Here is a 22,074-nt window from a genome sequence, read left to right as displayed (position 1 = left end):
GACGCCTTCGAACAGGCGCTCGCCAAGACTCAGGCCAGCCCCAGCGTCCCGCCCGATTCCTGGCGCATCAACCGCACCACGCCCTGCCACGCCAGCGACACCGCCAGGCAGCCGATCAACAACCCGGCCCAGTCCGCCGAAGCGGGCGACAGCTGCGGCCACAGGTCGGCGAAGGCCGGCGTCCATTGCGCGCCATAGGCCACCATCGCGCTCAGTGCCGCGAGCACGAAGGCCGCGGTAAGCGCGCGCAGCAGCCAGCGCTCCAGCAGCTCGCCCACGGCCGGCGTGCCTTCGACATGGCGGACGATCTGCGCGGTGAGGTCGTAGGGCACTGGCTCCATCGCCGGCGCGCGCAGGGCGCGTGCGATCAGGCGGTATTCGGCCAGGCGCGAATCGGCCCGGTCCAGTGGCACGCCACGGCGCTCCTGTTCCAATGCGCGCTCCTGCGCCTGCCATTCGGCCTCCAGGCGCAACACATCCAGGCTGCGCCATCCGCTGCGCTCGCCGGGCGGATCGTCGGGGGTGGGTTTGCGGTCGTCAGGCGTGTTCATGCGGTCACTCCGATTCGGGCTTGCAGGCGCTCGCGTAAGCGCGCCCGGGTCCGGAACAGATGGCTCTTGATCGTACCCTCGGCGAGCCCGGTGATGCGGGCGATCTCGACGATGGGCACTTCGTCCAGGTGATACAGCGTCAGCAGCGTCCGTTGCAGCGGGGGCAGCGCTTCGATCTCTTCGTGCAGGCCGGCGGCGATCTCGGCGTCGGCGCAGGCGGTTTCCAGGTCGAAGCCGTCGCTGATCTGGTCCAGCAGCGACACGCCGTCGTCGTCCGGCCCGACGGGGTCGGCGATGGCGATGCGGCGTTTCTCCAGGTGCCGCTTGGCCACCGAATACGCCACCTGTCCGATCCACGACTTCAGCGCGCTCTCGCCGCGGTACTGGTGCAGGCACTGGTGCACGCGCAGGAAGGTCTCCTGGCACAGCTCGCGGGTGTCCTCGGGCTGGCGGACCATGCGCTGGATGATGTGCCAGCACAGGCCCTGGTGGCCGCGCACGAGGCGTTCGAACGCGCCGGGCACATTGCCCAGCACGGCATCGACGAGCTTGCGGTCGTCCTCGGTCACGGGTTCTCACCGGTCATGACCTTGTGGATACGTTCCGGGCCCGGATGGTTGCAACGGATCCTTCACGAATCCGATGACCGGGGCCTGCAACCGATCGCGGCCCGGCCGTATCTCCCTTCCCGAACCCACCGCAACGGCCCGAGAATCCCGCCATGCAATTCGAAATCCTCATCCCGATCACCCTGTTCATCTGCATCGCCTACACGATCAAGGTGGTGGTCGATGCCCGCACCCGCGCCAAGCTGATCGCAGGCAACGGCTCGGAGGAACTGATCCGCACGATGGTCCAGGCCGAAGCGCAGCAGCGCCGCCACACCTCGCTGCGCTGGGGCATCCTGCTGCTGTGCCTGGGCATCGGCTTCGGCATGATCGAAAGCTTCGGCTGGCGCGAGATCACGCCGGGCGTGGTCGCCGTGCTGCTCGGCGTGACCGGCGTGGGCAACCTGCTGGCCTACGCTGCGGCGCGCAAGCTGGGTTGATCGTGCGCGGGAACGCGTCGTCCGAGTTCGGCAGTCGGAGGCAGCCGACTGCCGCCCCCCTGCCACCGTTCGTCCTGAGCGTAGGCGCACAGCGCCGAAGTCGAAGGATGGACGGGAAGCGTGCGGACCCGCTCCCCCTTCGACTTCGCTTCGCTACGCTCAGGACGAGCGGTGAAGGTGGCTGCATCGCCCAAACAAAACGGGTGGAACCTGCGTTCCACCCGTCTTGATTTCCTGCAGTTGGGCGCGAAAAAACGTTACTTCCGATCCGCCGCCGTCTTGTCACGCGCCGCGCGGAATTCCGACGAGGCATCCCAGTTGGGCCAGCGATCGGAATCGGCGAGGTCGCGGCCCAGGCTGTAAAGCAGCGTCAGATCGCGCGCCATGCCGAGGAAGGTCCAGTCGGCTTCCCATTGGTCGGCGGGCTGGTGGTAACGGTCGGCGACGTAGGCGTCTTCCATCTTCTTGCCCGCTTCCAGGCCGCCGTCGACCAGGTCGTTACCCGAGCCGAACGAGATCGCCGGCACGCCGCGCTTGGCGAAGGGGAAGTGATCGGAGCGGAAGAAGTGGCCGGCTTCCGGCTTCGGATCGGTCACGTAGTCCAGGTTCGCCAGCTTCTTGGCCTTGTCGACCAACTCGTTGAGCAGGTCCTGCTTGGCGCTGCCGGAGGTGGTGAAGTTGCGTGCCGGGCCGTGCGGGTCCAGCGCATCCATGTTGATCACCGCCACCGTCTTGCCCAGCGGGTACAGCGGCTTGGACGCGTAGTACTCCGAGCCCAGCAGGCCCTTCTCTTCCGCCGTCACGGCGAGGAAGACGACGGAGCGGTCGGGCTTGGGGCCCTTGGCGAACGCACGGCCGATCTCGATCAGCGCCGCCGTGCCGGTGGCGTTGTCGACGGCGCCGTTGTAGATGCGGTCGCCCGTGGCATCGGGCTGGCCGACGCCCAGGTGGTCCCAGTGCGCGGAATAGACGACGGTTTCATCCGGACGCTTCGCGCCTTCGATGCGGCCGACGATGTTGTGCGAGGTGATGATCTCGCGGTTCACGTCGTACTTCGCGCTCAGCGTCGCGCCCTTGAGCTCCACCGGCTTGAACGCCTTGGTCTTCGCCTTCGCCTTGAGCGCGTCGAAGTCCAGCCCCGCCTGCTTGAACAGGTCCGCGGCGAAATCGCGCTGGATCCAGCCTTCCAGCATCGGATGCACCGACGCCGGCTGATCGCGCACGACGTCGAACATGGTGTTGGTGTTGGAGTTCTTGACCGTGGCCCAACCGTACGAGGCCGGGTCGGTCTCGTGCACGATCAGCAGGCCCAGTGCGCCCTGGCGCGCGGCCTCTTCGTACTTGTAGGTCCAGCGGCCGTAGTAGGTCATGGCCTTGCCGCCGAAATCGCCTTCGCCGCCGTCGAAGTCCGGATCGTTGATCAGGACGACGGCGATCTTGCCCTTCAGGTCCACGCCCTTGAAGTCGTCCCAGCCGCGCTCCGGCGCGTTCACGCCGTAACCGGCGAAGACGAGCGGTGCATTGCGGATGTCGACCTTCTTGGAGCCGTCCTGCGCGGCGCGCACGGCGATCTGCTCGCCCTGCGTGAGCGCCTGCGACTTGCCCTTCACGTTGATCGACAACGCCGGCGTGTCCTGGATCTCCGAGCGCGCCAGCGGCACGGCCTGGGTCCATTCGCGCTTGCCGTCCTTGAGGTCACCGCCGGGCTGCAGGCCCGCGGCCTTCATCTGTGCGACGACGTAGTCGGCGGTCTTGGTCTCGCCGGCGGTGGCGGGGCCACGGCCCTCGAACTCGTCGGAGGACAGCACCTTCACGTCCTGCGAGAGGCGGTTGGGGTCGATCTCCGGGCCGGCCGGTTTACCGGCGACGGCGGGATTCAGGGCAACGGCGAGGGACAGCGCGAGCAGCGATACGGCCGGTAATTTCATGGGTGGGACCTGGTCGGAGTGCCGGCCGATGGTAAGGACGAAGGTGCGCGGTTGCCAGCCAACGTTGGGCAGGGGGGCTGTGCGGGATGTGGCGGTGCGCGGGGTGCGTCGCGCGGCTTGCCTGGCCCCTGTCCGGAGAGCCTCTCCCTTGAGCCCCTCTCCCGCCTGCGGGGGAGGGTTGGGGTGAGGGCAGCCTGCGCGCTGCACGCGTCACCCCTTCCCTGCAAGCAGGGGAGGGAGCTCTTGCGAGCGGGAGTCGAACCTCAGTCCTTTTCCTTGCCGATGACCTTGCCCGTCGCCGGGTCGAGCTTCAGTTCGACGTCCTTGCCCGCGGGATCGTCGGCTTCGGCGTTCCAGATGCCGTTGTCGTAATCGACGTCGTGCACATTGGTGTAGCCGGCAGCCGACAGACGCGCGCGGACATCGGCCTCGCTCAGATTGGCGACCTGCTTGTCCGGATAGACCTGACCGGTCTTCGCATCCAGGCGTACATCCACGCTTGCGCCTTGCGCGCTGTGCGCGTCGGCCTTCCACACGCCGTCCTCGAACTTCACGTCGTTGATCTTCGTGTAGCCCTGCTCGGTCAGGCGTGCGCGCACCTGCTGTTCGGTCAGCGGTTCCTTCGGAGCGGCGCTCTGCGCGAACGCCGCGCCCGTGGCCAGCGACAGCAGCGCGGTCAGCACGATGGTCTTCTTCATCCGTTTTCCTCCTTGCGTGACAGGGGATGGAGTCTTGTGCGGCCGTCGCGAACCTTTGGTGAATCTGCGCGCCATGCGCGGGCCAGGCGTCAGCAAAATGACGAAGGGATGAAGGTGCGTCGCTGGGGCGTGGCGTGCCGAGGTGCGACGCGATGGAACCCAGTGTTGCCCCGCGACGGGTGGCCCGCGCGCGCCTGCTCGCGCAAACTGCATGCAAAGACGCTCGAATCGAGCCTCGCCTCCTTCGGCGCGCGATGCGCCACACTCGCAAACGCGTCCCCGCTTCCGCGGGACGCACAGGATTTCCCGCATGAATGCCGACTCCCTCGCCGCCCCGCTCGCCCGCCCGCTGTGGCGCGACCGTGCGCTGGTACTGGCGGGTATCGCGATGTCGGCGTTCAACCTGCGCACGGCGGTGACCTCGCTCACGCCGTTGCTCGACCGGTTGGGCGAGAACTTCGGCTTCGGTTCGACGATGACCGGCGTACTCGGCATGGTGCCGACCGCAGCGTTCGCGCTGTTCGGCGTGGTGACGCCGGCGATCGCGCACCGCCTCGGCCTGGAGCGCACCGCGCTGCTGTCGATGGTGCTGGCGGCGCTCGGCCTGTTCGTGCGTGCATTCGTCGGCGACACCGCGATGCTGCTGGTCACCTCGGCGCTCGCACTGTCGGGCATGGGCATGGGCAACGTGGTGCTGCCGCCGTTGGTGAAGCGCTACTTCGCCGATCGCGTCGGCACCGTCAGCACGCTCTACATCACGGTCCTGCAGCTGGGCACGATCCTGCCGGCGCTGCTGGCCGTGCCGCTCGCGCAGGCGGCGGGCTGGCGCGTTTCGCTGGGCGCGTGGTCGCTTATCGCCGCGGCGGCCGCGTTGCCCTGGATCGGCGTGTTGTGGATGGAGCGTTACGGCCATTCGCGCCAGGCACAAGTATTGGCCAATGCGCATTACCGCGCGGTGGCGCCCGGCGACGAAGCACCGGAACTGGACGGCGCAAAGCAGGTCGACGGCCGCGTCTGGCGTTCGCCCGTGGCCTGGGGTCTGACGCTGATGTTCGGCATGACCTCGCTGACGACGTATTCGATGTTCACCTGGTTGCCGCGCCTGTTGGTGGAAGCCGGCGGCAGTCCCGCGCTGGGCGGCACGATGGTCGCGCTGTTCTCCACGATGGGCCTGCTCAGCGCCCTGGTCCTGCCGGCGTTGGCGGTGCGCATCGCCAATCCGTTCCCGATCGTGGTGGCGTGCGGCGTGAGCTATCTGGCCGCGTTCGCCGGCCTGCTGCTCGCGCCGATGGCGGCGCCGCTGCTATGGGTGGCGCTGCTCGGCCTGGGGCCGAGCACCTTCCCGCTCTCGCTCACGCTGATCAACCTGCGCACGCGCACGCCGGGCGGCTCCTCGCGGCTGTCGGGCTTCGTGCAGGGCGTGGGCTACAGCCTGAGCTGCCTGGGTCCGCTGCTGTTCGGCTGGCTGCATGCAAGCACGCGGGGCTGGGCCGGGCCGTTCGCGTTCCTGGCGCTGTGCTTGCTGGCGCTGCTCTACGGCGGCTGGCTGGCGAGCAAGCCGCGCATGCTCGAGGACACGTGGTAAGCGGCGTTTTTCGACGCAACGGCCGCAGGACGGCCCGTGCGGTTAACCTGTCGCGGTTTTCCCCGTGCCCCGATCCATGCCCCTGCGCACCATCACCGCTGCCCGCTATGTCACGCCGCTGCGCGAAGGCGGCTCGTTGCCCGCCGTCATCGAGGGCGATGACGACGGCCTGTATGTCCTGAAGTTCCGCGGCGCGGGCCAGGGCGCGAAGGCGCTGGTCGCCGAGCTGGTCGCGGGCGAGATCGCACGCGCGCTCGGCCTGCCGATGCCGGAGCTGGTCTTCGTCGAGCTCGACGCCGAACTCGCGCGCACCGAACCCGATCCGGAGATCCAGGAGCTGATCCGCGCCAGCGACGGCCTAAACCTCGCACTGGATTACCTCCCCGGCGCGATCAACTTCGATCCCGTCGCCGAGCGCGTACCCGGCGCACTCGCCTCGGAGATCGTCTGGTTCGACGCCTTCGTCAGCAACGTCGACCGCAGCTTCCGCAATCCGAACCTGCTGGTCTGGCACCGCAATCCGTGGCTGATCGATCACGGCGCCGCGCTGTATTTCCACCACGGCTGGGACGGCACGCCGGCGCATGCGGGCAGCGCGTTTCCGATGATCCGCGAGCACGTGCTGCTGGCGCAGGCCGACGACATCGCCGGTGCCGACGCGCGACTGGCGGGCAAGCTCGCGCGCCAAGACTTCGAAGCCATCCTCGCCCTCGTGCCCGAGGCGTGGCTCAGCGGAACCGACACGCCGCAGGATCCTGCCGAACACCGCGCTGCGTACGTCGAACATTTCATGCAGCGGCTCGCGCAACGCGCGCGCTTCGTCGAGGAGGCGATCCATGCACGCGCCTGAGTCGCCGCGCCGCGACACCTACGACTACGCCGTGATCCGCGTCGTACCGCGCGTGGAGCGCGAGGAGTTCGTCAACGTCGGCATCCTGCTGTCGTGCCCGGCGACGAAGTTCCTGGAGGCGCGCATCGAGATCGACGAAGCGCGACTGCGCGCGCTCGACCCCGACATCGACCTGGACACGGTGCGCCGCCATCTCGCGGCGATGGAAGCGATCTGCCGCGGCGGCCCCGACGGCGGCCCCATCGGCCTGCTCCCGCAGCGCGCGCGCTTCCACTGGCTCACGGCCAAGCGCAGCTCGATCATCCAGACCTCGCCGGTGCACCTGGGACGTTGCATGCAACCGGGGGTGTCACTGGAACATCTGATGGAGCGGATGGTGCGCGTTCGGCGCGCCTGATAGCGAAATTGTCGCGGCGCAGAGCTTCCCTGCCCGCCAGTACCTTGCACGCCGGGGTACCCCACGATCCTTGTTCGGCACAGCGCCGACGCAGCCCCATGCGCTCACGGATCGGCCATCAGAACAAGGAAGCCATCATGCGTTTGACCCAACTTTGTGGAGTGATCCTGGTGTCGCTGGCTGTCACTGCCTGCGGCGGCGGCGGAAAGAAAGGCGCGGCACAGCCTTCACCCACTTCTCCCTCCACACCTCCAGCCACGCCTCCAGCCACACCTCCCTCCACGCCGCCTCAGCCAGCGCCCGCAGCGGAAGTCCAACTCACTCTCACGACCCCTGCCATCCGCCTGAAAGCGGTGTCTGGCGACGATGTGGACGCTGTTCTCGATGGTCAATGGTCGGCGACCAACCTCGGAAGCGGGCTGGTTTACCCTCCAGGTCTCCGACGACCACGGCATGTTTGCCATGCCCGCCGTGCAGCCGGCCCCAGCCGGTGGCGCGTACAGTTTTGCGCTCAAGTCCGCCGCGGGCCGCCGCTCGGTCGGTACGCATACCGGCATCCTGACGGTTCGCGCATGCGCTGACGCACAGTGCTTGACGCCTTATACCAACGCATCGAAGTCGGTGGAGTATTCGATCACCGTCATTCCGACGCCGGAATGGGAAACGCTGCAGGGCAATGCAGCGCACGACGGCTATGTCCCGATCACCCTGGACCCGAGCAAGTTCGTGAAGGCATGGCAGTGGACGCGACCCACGCCCGGCGTGATTGGCGGGATCAACTCCGTCGCCACTTCGGAGGGGCTGGTCTTCGTTTCCGAGGACGAGTACGCGGGCAGCCCATCGCTGTATGCACTGGACACGGCGACGGGGGAAATCCGCTGGAAGCAGCAGTTCACCAACAACTGGTCACCCGCGCTGAACCCGCCGGCGACGTCCAATGGCAACGTCTATGTGACGACCACCGGGCATGGCGGCACCTTCCTCTGGTCTTTCAAGGCGAAGGACGGCACACCGCTCGCGCAGAGCAGCTTCTCCACCCAGTGGGCCAACCTGCTTGCCCCCACCGTGAAGAACGGGCGTGTCTACGTGAACGCCGGCTCCTACGGCGGAGTCATGTATGCCTTCGATGCCACCTCCGGAACCAAGCAGTGGGAGGGAGTCGGCGGCACCTACGGGATGAACACGCCTGCCGTGGACGACAGATATCTCTACATCCACGACGGCGACGCCTTGGCTGTGCTGGACACGGGGAGCGGCGAGTCGGTGGCGAGGATCGGCTTTGCTTCTACCGGCAGCAGCTTGTACGACTACCACGGTGCGCCGATGATCGCGTCGGCCGACAGCGTCATCGCTTGGAAGGGCGGGGCATTCAGCGGTCGAGCGGCATCCAGCGCCGAACCCTCCGCGAACCGGCAGCTCGTCGACTACGGGATTAGCCAGAAGACGACCCGCTGGAGCTCGATAAAGTCGTACAAGACCCAGCCGGCCATCGCCAAGGGCGTGGTGTACGCGGCTTCGGACAATCCAAAGTCGCTGGACGCGATCGACGAGGCAACCGGTGTTGTGCTGTGGTCGTGGGTGCCCGGAACGTCCGACACCAAATTTCACCGCAACATCGTAGTCACCAACAATCTGCTGTTTGTCAGTACCGACCGTGCGCTTTACGCGATCGACCTGGCCACGCACAGACCTGTCTGGCAAAGCGCGACCCCAGGCATGGTGGCGATTTCCGGTCAGCGCATGCTCTTCGTCACCACCGGAACCACCCTGAGCGACGGCAAGCTCGTGGCGTTCCGCACGCGTTGATCCGCGGCAACTTCCACCAAGGCTCCATGGACAGGCCATGGGGCCTGCCAAAAAGAAAAAGCCCGGCCGAAGCCGGGCTTTTTCACAACGACTGGAGCGGAAGCCTTAGGCTGCCTGCACCGCGTCGGCCTGCAGGCCCTTCTGGCCCTGGACGACGGTGAAGGACACCTTCTGACCTTCCTGCAGGCTCTTGAAGCCCGTGCCCTGGATCGAACGGAAGTGGACGAACACGTCCTCACCGTTCTCGCGGCTGATGAAGCCGAAGCCCTTGGCATCGTTGAACCACTTGACCGTACCGAATTCACGGTTCGACATGTTTTTTCTCCTTGAACGGATGTAATGGACCGCTTTCGCGGTATGGAGCTGGTTGCAAGGAGAAACGGTGCAACGATGCGAACAGAATCAACATCGGGTCACAGTCACGGTGACCCTTGACTAACGCAGCGCGGCGAATGTTGGACGTGTTTGAGCCGCAATGCAAATGCCGGTCGTCCCGGGGCATTCAGTTAGAGTCCCCGTTCAGGTTCCCCACCCGCCCCTGGCGCCAGTCATGACGGTCTATGTAGACGACGCAGTCCACCTCTGGCGCGGCCGCCGCTGGGCCCACCTGATGGCGGACACCCTGACGGAGCTGCATGCCATGGCCGAGCGCCTGGACATCCCCCGTCGCGCCTTCCAGAACAAGACCTCCGGGGCCCATTACGACGTCCCCTCGGAACTGCGCGAGCGGGCAATCGAGCTCGGAGCGGTCGCCATTTCGCGGCATCGGGACCGGGAACAGGTGCGGGCGGTGATCCGGGTGGCCAAGGCCCAGGGGCGCGGCGAGGCGCCCTGAGGCTGCGGGACCGGGCCCGCGCACGTATCCTGTGCGGCCCGCCGGCGCCTGCCGTCGGACCGACCGCCACGCGAGACCCGCTCCAGGACGCACGCCATGACCGATACGCCCCCCGACCGCCTCTCCAACGACCCGCGCAGCCCGTTCTACGACGAGACGGTGCTGGAGCGCGGCATCGGCATCCGCTTCAACGGCGTGGAGCGTTCCAACGTCGAGGAGTACTGCATCAGTGAGGGCTGGGTCCGGCTGCCGGTGGGCAAGTCGCTGGACCGCCGTGGCAATCCGATGACGATGAAGGCCAAGGGCAAGGTCGAGGCCTGGTACCGCGACGAGCCGGCCGCCGAGTGACGGCGCGGGCCGCGCCGCCGCGGCCCTTCCTTTAAAGCCCGGCCAGATAACGGCCCGGGTCGACGCGCTGGCCGTACTGGCGCACTTCGAAATGCAGGTGCGGGCCGGTCGAACGACCGGTCGAGCCCATCTTGGCGATCTCCTCCCCCGCCAGCACCACATCGCCGGTGCGCACTTCGAGCTTGCTGTTGTGCGCGTACAACGTCACCACGCCATGGCCGTGGTCGATCATCACCACGTTGCCGTAGTCCTTGCTGTAGCGCGCCTGCACGACCACGCCATCGCCGGAGGCGTGCACGGGCGTGCCCACGCGACCGGCAAAGTCGATGCCGCTGTGGAAGGCGTCGCCGCGCCCGAGCGGGTCATGGCGGCGGCCGAATCCCGAGGTGATGCGCAGCGGCGTCACGGGCAGGAGCTGCGGCAGCGTGTCGTCGTGCGCGACCTTGGGGGAGGTCCACAGCGCGGCCGAGAGGTCCAGGGCGTCGGTCGGATCGGGACGAAGCGCGTCCATCGACGACAGGCCTGCCGTTACCTCGAAAGGGGCCTTCGGCGCGTCGGCGGGGATGTAAGGCCCGCCCTGGCCCAACCCCTGCGTCGCGAACAGCCCGGCGATCTCGGCATGCGAGCGGGCCCAGGCGGAGCCGACACTCACCGTCGAGGCCACGAGGACGGCCACGCAGACGATCTGCAGGCTGGAGCGCCAGGCGCACCGACGGGAAGGGGCATTGGACTTGCGAACGACGGGGGACATGCGGCGGCTCCGTTAGGGGCTGTGCGTCCTTCAGCGGGGGACGCGAGGGTGGACTCCTGGGCGAATGCCGGCGCGATGCTGCAGGCCGGCGGGGTGCACCTGGGGGGTGCGGGGCGGATTCTCCGGAGCGGCCGGAGCGTCGATATGGGAACAGTCCGAAAAAGTCGCAGAGCCGCTGTGTGCCCAGTTCAGGCGCAGTGAAGGGCGGGGCGCGGTTCAGCCCCGGTTCGCCAAAAACAGACAAACGGCGGCTGTATGCCACCCGGTTGCGCAGCGCTCATGGCGGGGTCGCGGTGGGAGAATCCAGGGGCACCCACCCTCTGGAGGCCGCCATGAACCCGCGCCTCGTCGTTCTCGCCCTCGCGCTCGCACTGGCCGCCTCGAGCGCCACCGCCGCCGTGCGCAACGTCACCGACCCCAACGCGCCCCGCGCCCTGCCCGAAGCCGGCCCGGTCAACGTGCGCTGGGAAGACCCCTCGAAGTTCACCGAGCTGCGCTACACCTCCAACCGATGGGAAGCGTCCCGCGGCAACTGGGTGCAGGAACTGGCCGAATACATGCGCGATCGCGCGCAGCGGCAACTGCCGCCGGGTCAGCGGCTGGACGTGGACATCCTCGACATCCGCCGCGCCGGCTCCTTCGAACCCTGGCACGGCCCGGACCTGCAATACACGCGCATCATCCGCGACATCTATCCGCCGCGCATGACGCTCAACGTGCGCCTCACCGATGCCGACGGCAACGTGATCGCGCAGGGCGAGCGCCGGCTCAGCGACTCGGGATTCCTGGTGAGCGATTCCTCCTCGCTCAACAGCGATCCGCTGCGCTTCGAGAAACGGCTGATCGACCGCTGGATCAGCCGCGAACTCACGGCGACGAAGCCCGACGCGTGAGCGTTACTGCTTGAGCTTCCAGCCGGTGCGGAAGATCCACCACACCACGCCCAAGCACAGCAGCAGGAAGCCGACGATCGCCGTCGCACTGACGGCAACGTTGACGTCGGCGATGCCGAAGAAACTCCAGCGGAAGCCGCTGATCAGATACACGACCGGATTGAACAGCGCGATCTTCTGCCACAGCGGCGGCAGCATGCTGATCGAATAGAACGCGCCGCCCAGGAAGGTCAGCGGCGTGATGATCATCAGCGGCACCAACTGCAGGCGCTGGAAGCTGTCGGCCCACAGGCCGATGATGAAGCCGAACAGGCTGAAGGTCAGCGCGGTCAGTACGAGGAAGCACAGCATCCAGAACGGATGCTGGATCTCGTACGGCACGAAGAAGCGCGCGGTGAGCAGGATCAGCGTGCCCAGCATCAGCGACTTGGTGGCCGCCGCGCCGACGTAGCCGATGACGATCTCCATCGCCGACACCGGCGCCGACAGCAGTTCGTAGATCGTGCCGGCCCACTTGGGCATGTAGATGCCGAAGGACGCGTTGGAGATGCTCTCGCTCAGCAGCGACAGCATGATCAGGCCCGGGATGATGAAGGCGCCGTAGCTGACGCCGTCGACCTCGCCCATGCGCCCGCCGATGGCCGCGCCGAAGACGATGAAGTACAGCGAGGTGGACAGCACCGGCGAGACGATGCTCTCCATCAGCGTGCGGAAGGTGCGGGCCATCTCGAAGCGATAGATGGCGCGGATCGCGTGCAGGTTCATGCGCGCGCCTCCCGACCCCGGTGGACCAGGCTGACGAAGATGTCCTCCAGCGAACTCTCGCTGGAATGCAGATCCCTGAAGTCGATGCCGTGCTGCTGCAAGCGGCGCAGCAGCGGCGCGATGCCGGTTTCCTGCGCCTGCACATCGAAGGTGAAGACCAGCGAATGGCCGTCCTCGGTCAGCTCCAGCGCGTACTCGGCCATGTCCTCGGGAATGCGTTCCAGCGGCGCCTGCAGCGTCAGCGTGAGCTGCTTCTTGCCGAGCTTGCGCATCAGCGTGCGCTTGTCCTCCACCAGCACCAGTTCGCCGTGGTTGATCACGCCGATGCGGTCGGCCATGTCCTCGGCTTCCTCGATGTAGTGCGTGGTGAGGATGATGGTGGTGCCGTTCTCGCGCAGCCGGCGGACCATTTCCCACATGTCGTGGCGAAGTTCGACGTCGACGCCCGCGGTGGGTTCGTCCAGGAACAGGATGGACGGCTCGTGCGCCAGCGCCTTGGCGATCAGCACGCGGCGCTTCATGCCGCCGGACAGCGCCATGATCTTGCTGTCCTTCTTGTCCCACAGCGACAGGTCGCGCAGCACCTTTTCCAGATAGACCGGATCCGGGGCCTTGCCGAACAGACCGCGGCTGAACTTCACCGTCGCCCACACGCTCTCGAACGCGTCGGTGGACAGCTCCTGCGGCACCAGCCCTATCTTGCTGCGCGCGGCGCGGTAGTCGCGCACGATGTCGTGGCCGTCGGCGGTGACGGTGCCGGAACTGGCGTTGACGATGCCGCACACGATGCTGATCAGCGTGGTCTTGCCGGCGCCGTTGGGACCGAGCAGCGCGAAGATCTCGCCGCGACGGATCTGCAGGTCGATGCCCTTGAGCGCCTGGAACCCGGTCGAATACGTCTTGGTGAGACCCCGCACGTCGATGACGGGATCGTGGATCTGCGTGTCGGCGTCGCGCGCCATGCCGCGTTCCTTTTCCTGCGATGTATCGGCGGCATCGTACCGGAGCGGCACGCCCTGCACGCCGCTCATCCCATCCGTCCCAGGCGTTGTTTCGGTGCGGCTTCGGTGCAGGCGCGGGTGAAGCGCGCCAGCAGCGTGCGCACGCCGGGCAGGATCACCCAGGCCGCGGGCAGCGCGACGGCGAAGGCCACGGGCCATCCGCGCAGCCATGCCGTCACGAGCCCCGGGGCGAGGCCGTGGTGCAAGGCGGTCATGGCGAAACTCATCACGCCCGACATCAGCGTGACCACGAGCGGGACGAAGGCGAACCGGGCCAGTCGGGGCGTGAGCATGGGGCGTTCCGTGCGGTCGGGGGATCGACAGCGTAGGCAGGCGCGCCGCGCGCGATAAGCCCGCCACGAGGGGAAGAACCGTCCCGTCAGCGGGCGAATGGGCGAAGGGTGCCTTTCGGTACACGGTGCGGTCGCCGGCATGGGCCACAATGCGCGCTCCGACGACCCCACTGCTGGAGCGCCATGAAATTCCTGCTGATGGTCTACACCGATCCCGTCCTGCTCGACGCGCTTCCCGAAGGCGAGTTCGACCGCCTCATGAAGGGCTGCCTGCACAAGGCCGATGAACTGCGCGCGGCCGGCATCCTGCTGGATTCGCAGCAACTGGAACTGCCCGCGACCGCGCGCTCGGTGCGCACGCGCAACGACAGCACGCACGTCCTGGACGGCCCGTTCGCCGAAGCGAAGGAAGTCTTCGCCGGTTTCAACCTGATCGAAGCGCCCAACATCGAGGAAGCCGTGCGCATCGCCCACAGTTTTCCGTGGACGCGCACGGGCTCGATCGAAGTGCGGCCGGTGCGCGACCTGGAAGCGGTGCGCGAGCGCGTGGGAGCCTGACGCGGGTCGGGTCGCGCGTCAGGCCGGCGGGCGCGCGCCGCAATGGCAGCATTTGCTGCCCCACGCGTTCGACGGTCCGATCCAGTTGCCGCCCCGGGTGAAGAACCGCTTGCCGCATTCGGGGCAGACGAACCAGGTGAACCAGAGGCCGTTGACCACGCAGGCCGCCATCCACGGCACCGCGATCCACAACATCGCGTCGTCGGCCCATCCGAGCGCCTTGAAGACGAGATTGAAGGCGATCATGACCGGCAGGTAGAGCCCGAGGCCGGCGTACATCAGCACCCGCCCCACGCGGTAGCGGCGCCATTGCGCCCGTCGCAGCGTCCACTTCTCCCCGGGAGTGACCATCGCGCGCTCCGTGTGCCCGGCCCCCATCCTAGCGGGGCAGGCGAGCGGGCGCCTCAGCCCAGCCGCTTCTCGAACCAGTGGTCCGCGTACGGGTTGTCGTTGTACGCGGGAATTTCGAGATAGCCGTTGCGCGCATACAGCGCGCGCGCTTCCAGCAGCGTGCGGTTGGTGTCCAGCCGCAGCGTGTGCAGGGCCATCGCGCGGGCCTGGGCTTCCAGCGCGTCCAGCAGGCGCTGGGCGATGCCCAGGCCGCGCGCGTTCGGCGCGACCCACATGCGCTTGATCTCGCCGACGCCCTCGCCGATCACCTTCAGCGCGCCGCAACCCAGCGCTTCACCGTCCAGGCGCGCGAGCAGCAGCACGCCCGAGGGCGGCACGAGTTCGTCCGGATCGGCGGACGGCCCGCGCGCGGGATCGAAGCCGGATTCGAAGCGTTCGGCCAGTTCGCGCAGATAGGCGTCGATGCACGCTTGCGCGTCGTCGCTGGCAGGGTCGACCGGCTCGACCACCACCGAAGCGGCACGCATCAGCCGCTCGACCTCGGCCATCGCCGTGGTCAGTCGTTCGCGCTGCCTTTCGCCCAGCGACGCCAGCAGCGAGGTGGCGAAATCCTGCGAACGACGGTCCAGCGCCTCGACTTCGCGACGGCCCTTGGCGGTGAGCGTGACGCGGCGTACGCGCGCGTCACCGGGCGCGGGCTGCGATTTCGCCAGGCCCTGCGCCTCCAGCGAGCGCAGCAGCCGGCTGACGTAGCCCGAATCCAGCGCCAGCCGCGCGCGCAGGTCGCGCACGTTGGCGCCGTCGCGTCCGATTTCGAACAGCAGCCGCGACTCGGCCAGCGGCCGGCCGCGGCCCAGGTAGTCGTCCGACAGCACGCCGATCCGGCGCGTCACCGACCGGTTGAAGCTGCGGACCTGCTGGATCTGGCGCTCGTCCATTGCCTGACTTTAGTCAGGTAATTGGATCGATGCAAGGCGCCCGCGCTTCCCTTCTCCCGCAAGGGGAGAAGGGAACGACCGTGTTTGCTAGGCGCCTTCCTGCTGCGCCCCGCGACGCCCGCGCGCAAGGTACGGCAGCGCGAACAGGTACAGCCCCGTCAGCAGCAACAGCGCCAGCGGCAGCAGCGTGGCGAAGCCCACGTACAGGGCGATGTCGCCGCGCCCCATCACCACGAAGTTGGCGATCACGAACAACGTGAAGGCGATCGAGAGCCAGCGATGGATCTGGCGAATCCACTTGTTCCAGTTCATTGGAGCCTCCTTGAACGGCGTGACGGGACGGCACTGCTCGGGTTCGGGGGCCATGCTAGGGGCCGCGCACGGCGGCCGCTTCTCGAAAACTGACCAGGTGAAGGCGTGCCGACGGACGACGCCGTTACGGCGCGCGCACCACCGTGCCCTGCTTCATCACCAGCAGCGGCTTTTCCGTGGCGCGGATGTTCTCCAGCACGTTGCCGGGCACGGCGACGACGTCGGCGAACTTGCCCGCTTCCAGCGTGCCGGTCTCACCGTCGATCCCCAGCAGCTTCGCCGAGCCCTGGCTGCTGGTGAGCAGCGCCGCGACCGGCGTCATGCCCAACTCGACCATGTCGCCGAACTCCTGCGCGTTGAGGCCGTGCGGATACACCGCGGCGTCCGTGCCCAGCGCGATCGGCACGCCCACGCGCAGCGCTTCCTTGAACATCACCTGGTGCGCGGCGCCGGCCGCGCGCGCTTTGGCGCCGATCTGCGGCGGGTAGGTGTCGGCCTTCTCCACCACCCAGACCTGGGTCATGCGCGTGGGCACCAGGTACGTGCCCTTGCGCTTCATCAGCTGCAGCGTGGGTTCGGTGAGGAAGCTGCCGTGTTCGATCGAGTCCACGCCCGCCTCCACGGCCAGCTTCGCGGCCAGATCGCCGTGGCTGTGCGCGGCGACCTTGCGGCCCCAGGTGTGGGCCTCGGTCACGATCGCGCGCAGTTCGTCCGGCGTGAGCTGCGGCACGTCCACCGGATCGGCCTCCGACAGCACGCCGCCGGAAGCGCAGATCTTGATCACGTCCGCGCCGTACTTCATTTGTTCGCGGGTGGCGAGGCGGCATTGTTCGGCGCCGTTGCACACGCCGTCGCGCGGGCCCAGCGGCGCCACGCGCTCGGGCGGGAACGGCGCGATGTCGCAATGCCCGCCGGTGGAGCCGATCGCATGGCCGGCGACCAGCATGCGCGGGCCTTCGGTGAGGCCGTCGCGGATCGCGTTACGCAGCGCGATGTCGACGAAGTCCGGCGCGCCGACTTCGCGCACCGTGGTGAAGCCGGCCTCCAGCGTCAGCTTCGCGTTGTGCGCGGCGTGGAAGGACTGCTCGGCGGGAAAGCGCAGCATGTTCTCGTAGAAGCCCTGCGCCCAGTTGTCGTCGTGGTTGGAGGCGATGTGGGTATGGGCGTCGATGAAACCGGGCATCAGCGTGGCATCGCCCAGGTCGATGACCTTGGCACCGGCCGGCACGGCGGCCTCGCCCACGGCGGCGATTCGCGTGCCCTGCACCACCACCACGCCCGGCGAGACCAGCCGCCCGCTGCGCCCGTCGAACAGGTGCGCCGCCTTCAGCACGACCGGTCCCGCGGCCGCCGGGGCCTGCGCCGGAGCGGCGGAAGCCAGCGAGAGAGCAACGGTCAGGCCCGTCAGGGCCGCGGCGGCGCGACGCTTCATCATTCCCTTCCCCTTGGTGGATGCACGTTCGGCCGAGTGTAGGAGGGCCGCCGCCGGTCGTCTCGCCTGCTGCGACGGCCGGCGGCCAGACTGCGCGCTCTCCTCGTCAGGGAGATCCCCGGGGCGGCGCGCGGACTGGGCCCTTCGCGCCGCCCCGGTTTCTTTTTCTCGCGCGGCATGCGGGTCCGTCGGGGGCGTTGTAAGCGCTTACCTAAAGGCCGCGTGAAGCATTTCGGTGCAGAACAGCGAACTGCGTCATGGTTCCGCGTCGTCCCCACTTGCCACTGCATGCAGCCCAGTCAGGATCGCATCGCAGTCCAGAACAACAACGACTCACTCGCATGCAAACAGGGGATTCCATGAAGCACCTGCTGTCGACCCTCGCGATCGGCTTCCTGCTGCTCTCACCGGTGGCCGCGTCCGCCCATGACAAGCACCATCACGACCGGGATCGCCACGACCACCACGACCGCCACGATCACGACGACCACCACGACCGCGGCCGCAAGCGCGGCCACTACAAGCACGACTACCGCCGTGGCGTGGTCTACGTCGAACGCCGCGTCTACGTGGACGACTACCCGCGCTACGAGCTGCGCGAACCGCCCCGCGGCCACCGCTGGGTGCGCAGCGACGACGGCCGCTACGTGCTGATCGCCGTGGCCACCGGCATCATCGCCGACGTGCTGCTGCACCACTGATCGCGCACCCGCCGCGACACGACGAAGGCCCCGGAAGGGGCCTTCGCTGTTTCCACGCCCGCGAAGATGAGCCGCTGGCACGGCGCCGCCGCGCCGTCGCGGGCGCGCGGCCACACGCTGCCTTCACTTTTCCGTGCACAGACTGAATCGAGCCCGCGCGGCCTGAGCCGCATGGCCCACCATCGCGCCCCCCGCGCGGTGCGCATTCACTCGCAACGCACGGAGGATGCAGTGAAGAATTCCCCGCTCCCGCTTCGCCCCGTTCCGCTGGCCGCCGTCCTGGCCCTCGCCCTCGCCGCCGGTTGCAGCAGCCATCCGCCGGCCGAGACCGCCGCCCGCGCGCCCAGCCCCACCGCGATTGCAGCGGTGACGTTGAGCGTGGAAGGCCAGGTCACCGATATCGACACTCCGAACCGCCTCATCACCGTGCGCGGCCCCGATGGCAACGAAGTGGAAGTGCATGCCGACGACACGGTGCGCAACTTCGAGCAGGTCCGCGTGGGCGACATCGTGGCGCTGGACTACCTGCGCGCGGTCACCGTCGACATCCAGCCCGCCGGCAGCGCCGAACCGGGCGCCTTCATCAAGCAGGGCAAGGACGTCGCCAAGACCGGCGAGCGACCGCGCCTGGGCACGGCGGAAGTGGTGACGGTGCTGGCGCCGATCCGCGCGATCGACCTGGCCAACAACACCATTACGGTGGAAGGCCCGCGCGGCAACGTGGTCACGCTCGACGTGCAGAGGCCGGAACACCGCGCGCGACTGCCGGAGCTCAAGGTCGGCGACATGCTGCGCATCGCCTTCACCGAGGCGGCGGCGGTGTCGGTGCGGCCGAAGGGGAAGTGACGAAGCGGATTCCCCCTGCGACCCGTTCGTCCTGAACGTAGGCGCGCAGCGCCGAAGTCGAAGGACGAACGGTGACACCGCGCTGACGGCAGCAGCTCCGAGGCAGAACGCTCGGTCCCTACGACGCCACCGGATACGGCCCTTCCTCGAACACCACGTCGTGGTAGCCCTTGCTGCCCACGGCCTCGGCCAGCGGGCTGCGGAAGTCCTCGCCGCGACGCAGCGCATCGAGCACGAACGCGAAGTCGTAACGCGGGCGCCAGCCCAGCTGCTCGCGCGCACGCGCATTGACGTACACGCGGTCCAGCTGCGGGAACATGCGCCAGCCGTGCGAGGCGTACAGCGCCCCGGCCTCGGGGAAACGCCGCGCCAGCACCGTCGGTGCGTCGCGGCGCAGGTCCGGCAGATCCTCGCGCGTGAACGGCGTCGTCGCCGAAATGATGTAGCGCCCGAAGCCGATCGCCTTCGCCCGCTCGACCGCCAGCAGGTGCGCGTCCACCGCGTCGGCGATGTCCACGCGCCGGTACAGCAGTTCGTTCGCCTGCGCATTGAGCGTGGAGAATCCGTTGCGCACGTCGATGCTGTCGTCGGGCTCGGGGAAGAAGCGCGATGTGCGCAGCACCAGCACCGGCAGGCGTCGCTTGCGGTAGAACAGCTCGCACAGCTGCTCGGCCGACAGCTTGGTCACGCCGTAGATGTTCTTCGGGATCGGCGAGACGTCCTCGTCGATCCACGCCGCCGGCTCGCCCGGCGCGGGCGTGAGCGCGGCGCCGAAGGTGCTGGTCGTGCTGGTGAACACGAACGCGTCCACGCCCGCCGCGACGGCTTCTTCCAGCAACACCAGCGTGCCGCTGATGTTGGTGTCGATGAAATCCTGGTGCGGATGCGTGGCCACGTGCGGCTTGTGCAGCGTGGCCGCGTGGATCACCGCGCGCACGCCCTTCATGTGGCGACGCACGAACTCGCGGTCGGTGATGGAGCCGACGTGGTCGGTGAACGCGGACGGCTTGAGGTCGATGCCGACCGCGTCGCGGCCGGTGGCGCGCAGCTGGCGCATCAAGCCTTCGCCCAGATGGCCGGCACTGCCGGTCACGAGGAGGGTCATGGAGGCGGTTCCGATGACGTGGGGACTTCGATTATGCCGGCGTTTTGTGTCCTTACCGCCTCACCGCCGCGCGAAGCCTTCGCACGGAACGGTCATGCCGCCGACGCGGGCCCAAGGTATGCCGCCCGGTTCGACGCCAGCGAGGCCTTCACCTGGCGGCTGGTTTCGTCGGCGAGGACTTCCGGCGCGTCTTCCGCCACCGCGCGCACGATCTGCTCGGCCACGTCGCGCGGCGAGGCCTTGGGCGCGTCCACGCCGGCGGTCATGTCGGTGTCCATCAGGCCCACGTGCACGGCGGTGACCTTCGTGCCCTGCGGCGCCAGGTCGTTGCGCAAACCGTTGGTGAGCGACCACGCGGCGGATTTTGACACGCAGTAGGTCGCGCTGCCCGGCATGCTCAGCCAGCTGAGCACCGACAGCACGTTGACCACCGTGCCGCCGCCGTTCACCTGCAACGTCGGCGCGAACGCGCGCGCCACGCGCCAGGGGCCGAACAGGTTCACTTCCATTTCCTCGCGCAGCTTCGCCTCGCCGTCTTCGGAGAACAGCTGCCCGCTCTTGGCGATGCCGGCGTTGTTGACCAGCACGTTGACGTCGCAGCACTGCCGCGCGGCGACGCTGATGCTGTCGGGCGAGGCCACGTCCATCGCGATCGGCACCGCGCCGGGCACGTTCACCGACGCCGGATCACGCGCGGCGGCGTAGACCTTCTTCGCGCCCGCTTTCTGGAAGGCTTCGACCAGCGCGCGGCCGAGCCCGCGGTTGGCTCCGGTCACCAGGACCACGGCGTTGCGGATGTCCATGCGTCACCTCGTTTCGGGAAGGAAAGACCGGATGTTCGGGATCTGCGCGACGGCGATTTTCAGCCGGTGATTTCCAGCGCGATCGCCGTCGCCTCGCCGCCGCCGATGCACAGCGCGGCCACGCCGCGCCGCAGCCCGCGCCGGCGCAGGGCGTGCAACAGCGTGACGATGAGGCGTGCGCCGGTGGCGCCGATAGGATGTCCGAGCGCACATGCGCCGCCATTCACGTTCAGGCGATCGCGCGGGATGCCCAGCTCCTGCGCCGCCGCCATCGCGACGACCGCGAAGGCCTCGTTGATCTCGAACAGGTCCACGTCCCCGACCGCCCAGCCGGTGCGTTCGAGCAGCTTTTCGATGGCCGGGATCGGCGCGGTCGTGTACCAGGCGGGCGCCTGGCTGTGCGTGGCGTGGGCGCGGATCTCGGCCAGGATCGGCAGCCCTTCGCGCTGCGCGACGGAGCGCCGCGTCAGCACCAGCGCGGCGGCACCGTCGGCGTTCGCCGACGCGCTCGCGGCGGTGATGGTGCCGTCGGCGGCGAATGCGGGCTTCAACGTCGGGATCTTCTCCGGCGATACCTTCAGCGGGTGCTCGTCGGTGTCGACGACGATATCGCCGCCCTTCGCCGGGACAGTGACTGGCACGATCTCGTCGGCGAACGCGCCCGTCGTGATCGCCTCGCGCGCGCGGCGCAGCGTTTCCATCGCGTAGTCGTCCTGCGCGGCGCGGTCGAAGCCGTAACGCTGCGCGGCGGCCTCGCCGAACTCGCCCATCGCACGGCCGGGTTCGTATGCGTCTTCCAGGCCGTCGAGCATCATGTGGTCGAAGATGCGGTCGTGGCCGACGCGGTAACCGCCGCGCGCCTTCGCCAGCAGGTACGGCGCGTTCGACATCGACTCCATGCCGCCGGCCACGACGAAATCCGCCGAGCCGGCGAGCAACAGGTCGTGGCCCAGCATCGTCGCCTTCATGCCCGAACCGCAGACCTTGTTGACGGTGGTCGCGCCGACGTCGTCCGGCAGGCCGGCCGCGCGCATGGCCTGGCGCGCCGGCGCCTGGCCCTGGCCGGCGGGCAGCACGCAGCCCATCAGCACTTCGCTCACGCGTTCGGGCGCGAGGTGGGCGCGTTCCAGCGCGGCGCGGATGGCGTGCGCGCCGAGCTGCGGCGCGGTCACAGGCGACAACGCGCCGAGGAAGGGGCCCAGCGGCGTGCGGGCGGCGGAAACGATGACGACGGGATCGTGGGAGGTCATGGCGAAACTCGTGCGGGCATCGCGGGGCG

27 protein-coding genes are annotated in these 22,074 nt (G+C 68.3%); 11 read left to right on the top strand and 16 right to left on the bottom strand.

All coding sequences use genetic code 11. The features are described 5' to 3' along the window. Positions 1-29: 29 nt before the first annotated feature. Both JI752_RS15505 and JI752_RS15500 read right to left on the bottom strand, forming a co-directional pair. Positions 30-551: a hypothetical protein gene (locus tag JI752_RS15505; protein ID WP_216965752.1), complete on the bottom strand. Its 522-nt coding sequence runs from the start codon at positions 549-551 to the stop codon at positions 30-32. Then, entirely contained in the window at positions 548-1,120 is a 573-nt protein-coding gene (locus JI752_RS15500) for a sigma-70 family RNA polymerase sigma factor (RefSeq protein ID WP_216965750.1), read from the bottom strand. The genes JI752_RS15505 and JI752_RS15500 overlap by 4 nt, the downstream gene beginning before the upstream one ends. A gap of 152 nt (positions 1,121-1,272) precedes the next feature. On the opposite strand from JI752_RS15500, the gene JI752_RS15495 reads away from it, so the two are divergent. Then, a complete protein-coding gene (locus tag JI752_RS15495) occupies positions 1,273-1,599 on the top strand; it encodes a DUF6249 domain-containing protein (protein ID WP_216965748.1) in 327 nt (108 codons plus the stop codon). 257 nt (positions 1,600-1,856) lie between these two features. Here JI752_RS15495 and JI752_RS15490 read toward each other — a convergent pair whose 3' ends face one another. Next, positions 1,857-3,527, bottom strand: coding sequence for a M28 family metallopeptidase (locus JI752_RS15490; protein ID WP_216965746.1), 1,671 nt, complete (start codon positions 3,525-3,527; stop codon positions 1,857-1,859). 263 nt (positions 3,528-3,790) lie between these two features. Then, entirely contained in the window at positions 3,791-4,225 is a 435-nt protein-coding gene (locus tag JI752_RS15485) for a PepSY domain-containing protein (RefSeq protein WP_216965745.1), read from the bottom strand. A 310-nt stretch (positions 4,226-4,535) separates the two neighbouring features. Between JI752_RS15485 and JI752_RS15480 the strand changes: the two genes are divergently transcribed. The 4 genes from JI752_RS15480 to JI752_RS15465 all read left to right on the top strand — a co-directional run bounded on the left by JI752_RS15480 (position 4,536) and on the right by JI752_RS15465 (position 8,863). Then, positions 4,536-5,810 carry an MFS transporter gene (locus tag JI752_RS15480; RefSeq protein WP_216965743.1) on the top strand — a complete coding sequence of 425 codons (1,275 nt, stop codon included), beginning with the start codon at positions 4,536-4,538 and terminating at the stop codon, positions 5,808-5,810. A gap of 82 nt (positions 5,811-5,892) precedes the next feature. Beyond that, complete coding sequence (locus JI752_RS15475; protein WP_216966130.1) at positions 5,893-6,660, top strand: HipA family kinase; 768 nt, start codon at positions 5,893-5,895, stop codon at positions 6,658-6,660. Further along, complete coding sequence (locus JI752_RS15470) at positions 6,647-7,057, top strand: DUF3037 domain-containing protein (protein WP_216965741.1); 411 nt, start codon at positions 6,647-6,649, stop codon at positions 7,055-7,057. Before JI752_RS15475 ends, JI752_RS15470 begins: the two co-directional genes overlap by 14 nt. 366 nt (positions 7,058-7,423) lie before the next feature. Further along, on the top strand, positions 7,424-8,863 hold the full coding sequence (locus tag JI752_RS15465) for a PQQ-binding-like beta-propeller repeat protein (RefSeq protein ID WP_216965739.1): 1,440 nt from the start codon (positions 7,424-7,426) through the stop codon (positions 8,861-8,863). Positions 8,864-8,968: 105 nt separating this feature from the next. On the opposite strand, the gene JI752_RS15460 is transcribed toward JI752_RS15465, so the two are convergent. Next, positions 8,969-9,178 carry a cold-shock protein gene (locus JI752_RS15460; RefSeq protein WP_216965737.1) on the bottom strand — a complete coding sequence of 70 codons (210 nt, stop codon included), beginning with the start codon at positions 9,176-9,178 and terminating at the stop codon, positions 8,969-8,971. Between the two features lie 235 nt (positions 9,179-9,413). Between JI752_RS15460 and JI752_RS15455 the strand changes: the two genes are divergently transcribed. Both JI752_RS15455 and JI752_RS15450 read left to right on the top strand, forming a co-directional pair. After that, complete coding sequence (locus JI752_RS15455; protein ID WP_216965735.1) at positions 9,414-9,698, top strand: DUF4031 domain-containing protein; 285 nt, start codon at positions 9,414-9,416, stop codon at positions 9,696-9,698. A 96-nt stretch (positions 9,699-9,794) separates the two neighbouring features. Further along, positions 9,795-10,046, top strand: coding sequence for a DUF3297 family protein (locus JI752_RS15450; protein WP_216965733.1), 252 nt, complete (start codon positions 9,795-9,797; stop codon positions 10,044-10,046). A gap of 31 nt (positions 10,047-10,077) precedes the next feature. On the opposite strand, the gene JI752_RS15445 is transcribed toward JI752_RS15450, so the two are convergent. After that, positions 10,078-10,797: a M23 family metallopeptidase gene (locus JI752_RS15445; RefSeq protein ID WP_216965731.1), complete on the bottom strand. Its 720-nt coding sequence runs from the start codon at positions 10,795-10,797 to the stop codon at positions 10,078-10,080. A gap of 332 nt (positions 10,798-11,129) precedes the next feature. Between JI752_RS15445 and JI752_RS15440 the strand changes: the two genes are divergently transcribed. Then, the gene (locus JI752_RS15440; protein WP_216965729.1) at positions 11,130-11,690 is read left to right on the top strand and encodes a DUF3016 domain-containing protein; all 561 of its coding nucleotides are present in this window, start codon (positions 11,130-11,132) and stop codon (positions 11,688-11,690) included. A 3-nt stretch (positions 11,691-11,693) separates the two neighbouring features. On the opposite strand, the gene JI752_RS15435 is transcribed toward JI752_RS15440, so the two are convergent. The 3 genes from JI752_RS15435 to JI752_RS15425 form a co-directional block, all read right to left on the bottom strand. Next, positions 11,694-12,455, bottom strand: a complete 762-nt coding sequence (locus JI752_RS15435) for an ABC transporter permease (protein ID WP_216965727.1) — start codon at positions 12,453-12,455, stop codon at positions 11,694-11,696. Then, the gene (locus JI752_RS15430; protein WP_216966128.1) at positions 12,452-13,417 is read right to left on the bottom strand and encodes an ABC transporter ATP-binding protein; all 966 of its coding nucleotides are present in this window, start codon (positions 13,415-13,417) and stop codon (positions 12,452-12,454) included. Before JI752_RS15430 ends, JI752_RS15435 begins: the two co-directional genes overlap by 4 nt. A gap of 65 nt (positions 13,418-13,482) precedes the next feature. Next, positions 13,483-13,749: a DUF2798 domain-containing protein gene (locus tag JI752_RS15425; protein ID WP_216965725.1), complete on the bottom strand. Its 267-nt coding sequence runs from the start codon at positions 13,747-13,749 to the stop codon at positions 13,483-13,485. A 183-nt stretch (positions 13,750-13,932) separates the two neighbouring features. Between JI752_RS15425 and JI752_RS15420 the strand changes: the two genes are divergently transcribed. After that, positions 13,933-14,307 (top strand): YciI family protein, encoded by a 375-nt coding sequence (locus JI752_RS15420; protein WP_216965723.1) that lies wholly within the window; start codon positions 13,933-13,935, stop codon positions 14,305-14,307. Positions 14,308-14,325: 18 nt separating this feature from the next. Here JI752_RS15420 and JI752_RS15415 read toward each other — a convergent pair whose 3' ends face one another. The 4 genes from JI752_RS15415 to JI752_RS15400 form a co-directional block, all read right to left on the bottom strand. Beyond that, positions 14,326-14,658: an FAD-dependent monooxygenase gene (locus tag JI752_RS15415; protein ID WP_216965722.1), complete on the bottom strand. Its 333-nt coding sequence runs from the start codon at positions 14,656-14,658 to the stop codon at positions 14,326-14,328. A 53-nt stretch (positions 14,659-14,711) separates the two neighbouring features. Continuing rightward, positions 14,712-15,596, bottom strand: coding sequence for a helix-turn-helix domain-containing GNAT family N-acetyltransferase (locus tag JI752_RS15410; RefSeq protein ID WP_216965720.1), 885 nt, complete (start codon positions 15,594-15,596; stop codon positions 14,712-14,714). Between the two features lie 87 nt (positions 15,597-15,683). Further along, on the bottom strand, positions 15,684-15,908 hold the full coding sequence (locus JI752_RS15405) for a hypothetical protein (RefSeq protein ID WP_216965718.1): 225 nt from the start codon (positions 15,906-15,908) through the stop codon (positions 15,684-15,686). A 124-nt stretch (positions 15,909-16,032) separates the two neighbouring features. Then, on the bottom strand, positions 16,033-17,340 hold the full coding sequence (locus JI752_RS15400; RefSeq protein ID WP_216965716.1) for an amidohydrolase family protein: 1,308 nt from the start codon (positions 17,338-17,340) through the stop codon (positions 16,033-16,035). 359 nt (positions 17,341-17,699) lie between these two features. Here JI752_RS15400 and JI752_RS15395 point away from each other — a divergent pair, with 359 nt between their 5' ends. Both JI752_RS15395 and JI752_RS15390 read left to right on the top strand, forming a co-directional pair. Then, positions 17,700-18,041: an RcnB family protein gene (locus JI752_RS15395; protein WP_216965714.1), complete on the top strand. Its 342-nt coding sequence runs from the start codon at positions 17,700-17,702 to the stop codon at positions 18,039-18,041. 231 nt (positions 18,042-18,272) lie between these two features. After that, a complete protein-coding gene (locus tag JI752_RS15390) occupies positions 18,273-18,887 on the top strand; it encodes a hypothetical protein (protein WP_216965712.1) in 615 nt (204 codons plus the stop codon). A gap of 118 nt (positions 18,888-19,005) precedes the next feature. Here the strand turns inward: JI752_RS15390 and JI752_RS15385 are convergent, their stop codons facing one another. The 3 genes from JI752_RS15385 to JI752_RS15375 form a co-directional block, all read right to left on the bottom strand. Then, a complete protein-coding gene (locus JI752_RS15385; RefSeq protein ID WP_216965710.1) occupies positions 19,006-19,992 on the bottom strand; it encodes an NAD(P)-dependent oxidoreductase in 987 nt (328 codons plus the stop codon). A gap of 92 nt (positions 19,993-20,084) precedes the next feature. Then, positions 20,085-20,795, bottom strand: a complete 711-nt coding sequence (locus tag JI752_RS15380; protein WP_216965708.1) for an SDR family oxidoreductase — start codon at positions 20,793-20,795, stop codon at positions 20,085-20,087. Positions 20,796-20,854: 59 nt separating this feature from the next. Further along, on the bottom strand, positions 20,855-22,045 hold the full coding sequence (locus tag JI752_RS15375) for an acetyl-CoA C-acyltransferase (RefSeq protein ID WP_216965706.1): 1,191 nt from the start codon (positions 22,043-22,045) through the stop codon (positions 20,855-20,857). Positions 22,046-22,074 lie beyond the last annotated feature (29 nt).

The sequence above is a fragment of the Lysobacter sp. MMG2 genome, assembly GCF_016735495.2.
In the GTDB taxonomy this organism is placed as follows: domain Bacteria; phylum Pseudomonadota; class Gammaproteobacteria; order Xanthomonadales; family Xanthomonadaceae; genus Lysobacter_J.
The sequence above is the reverse complement of the archived record's forward strand: the minus strand, read 5'-3'. Positions and strand labels throughout refer to the sequence as shown.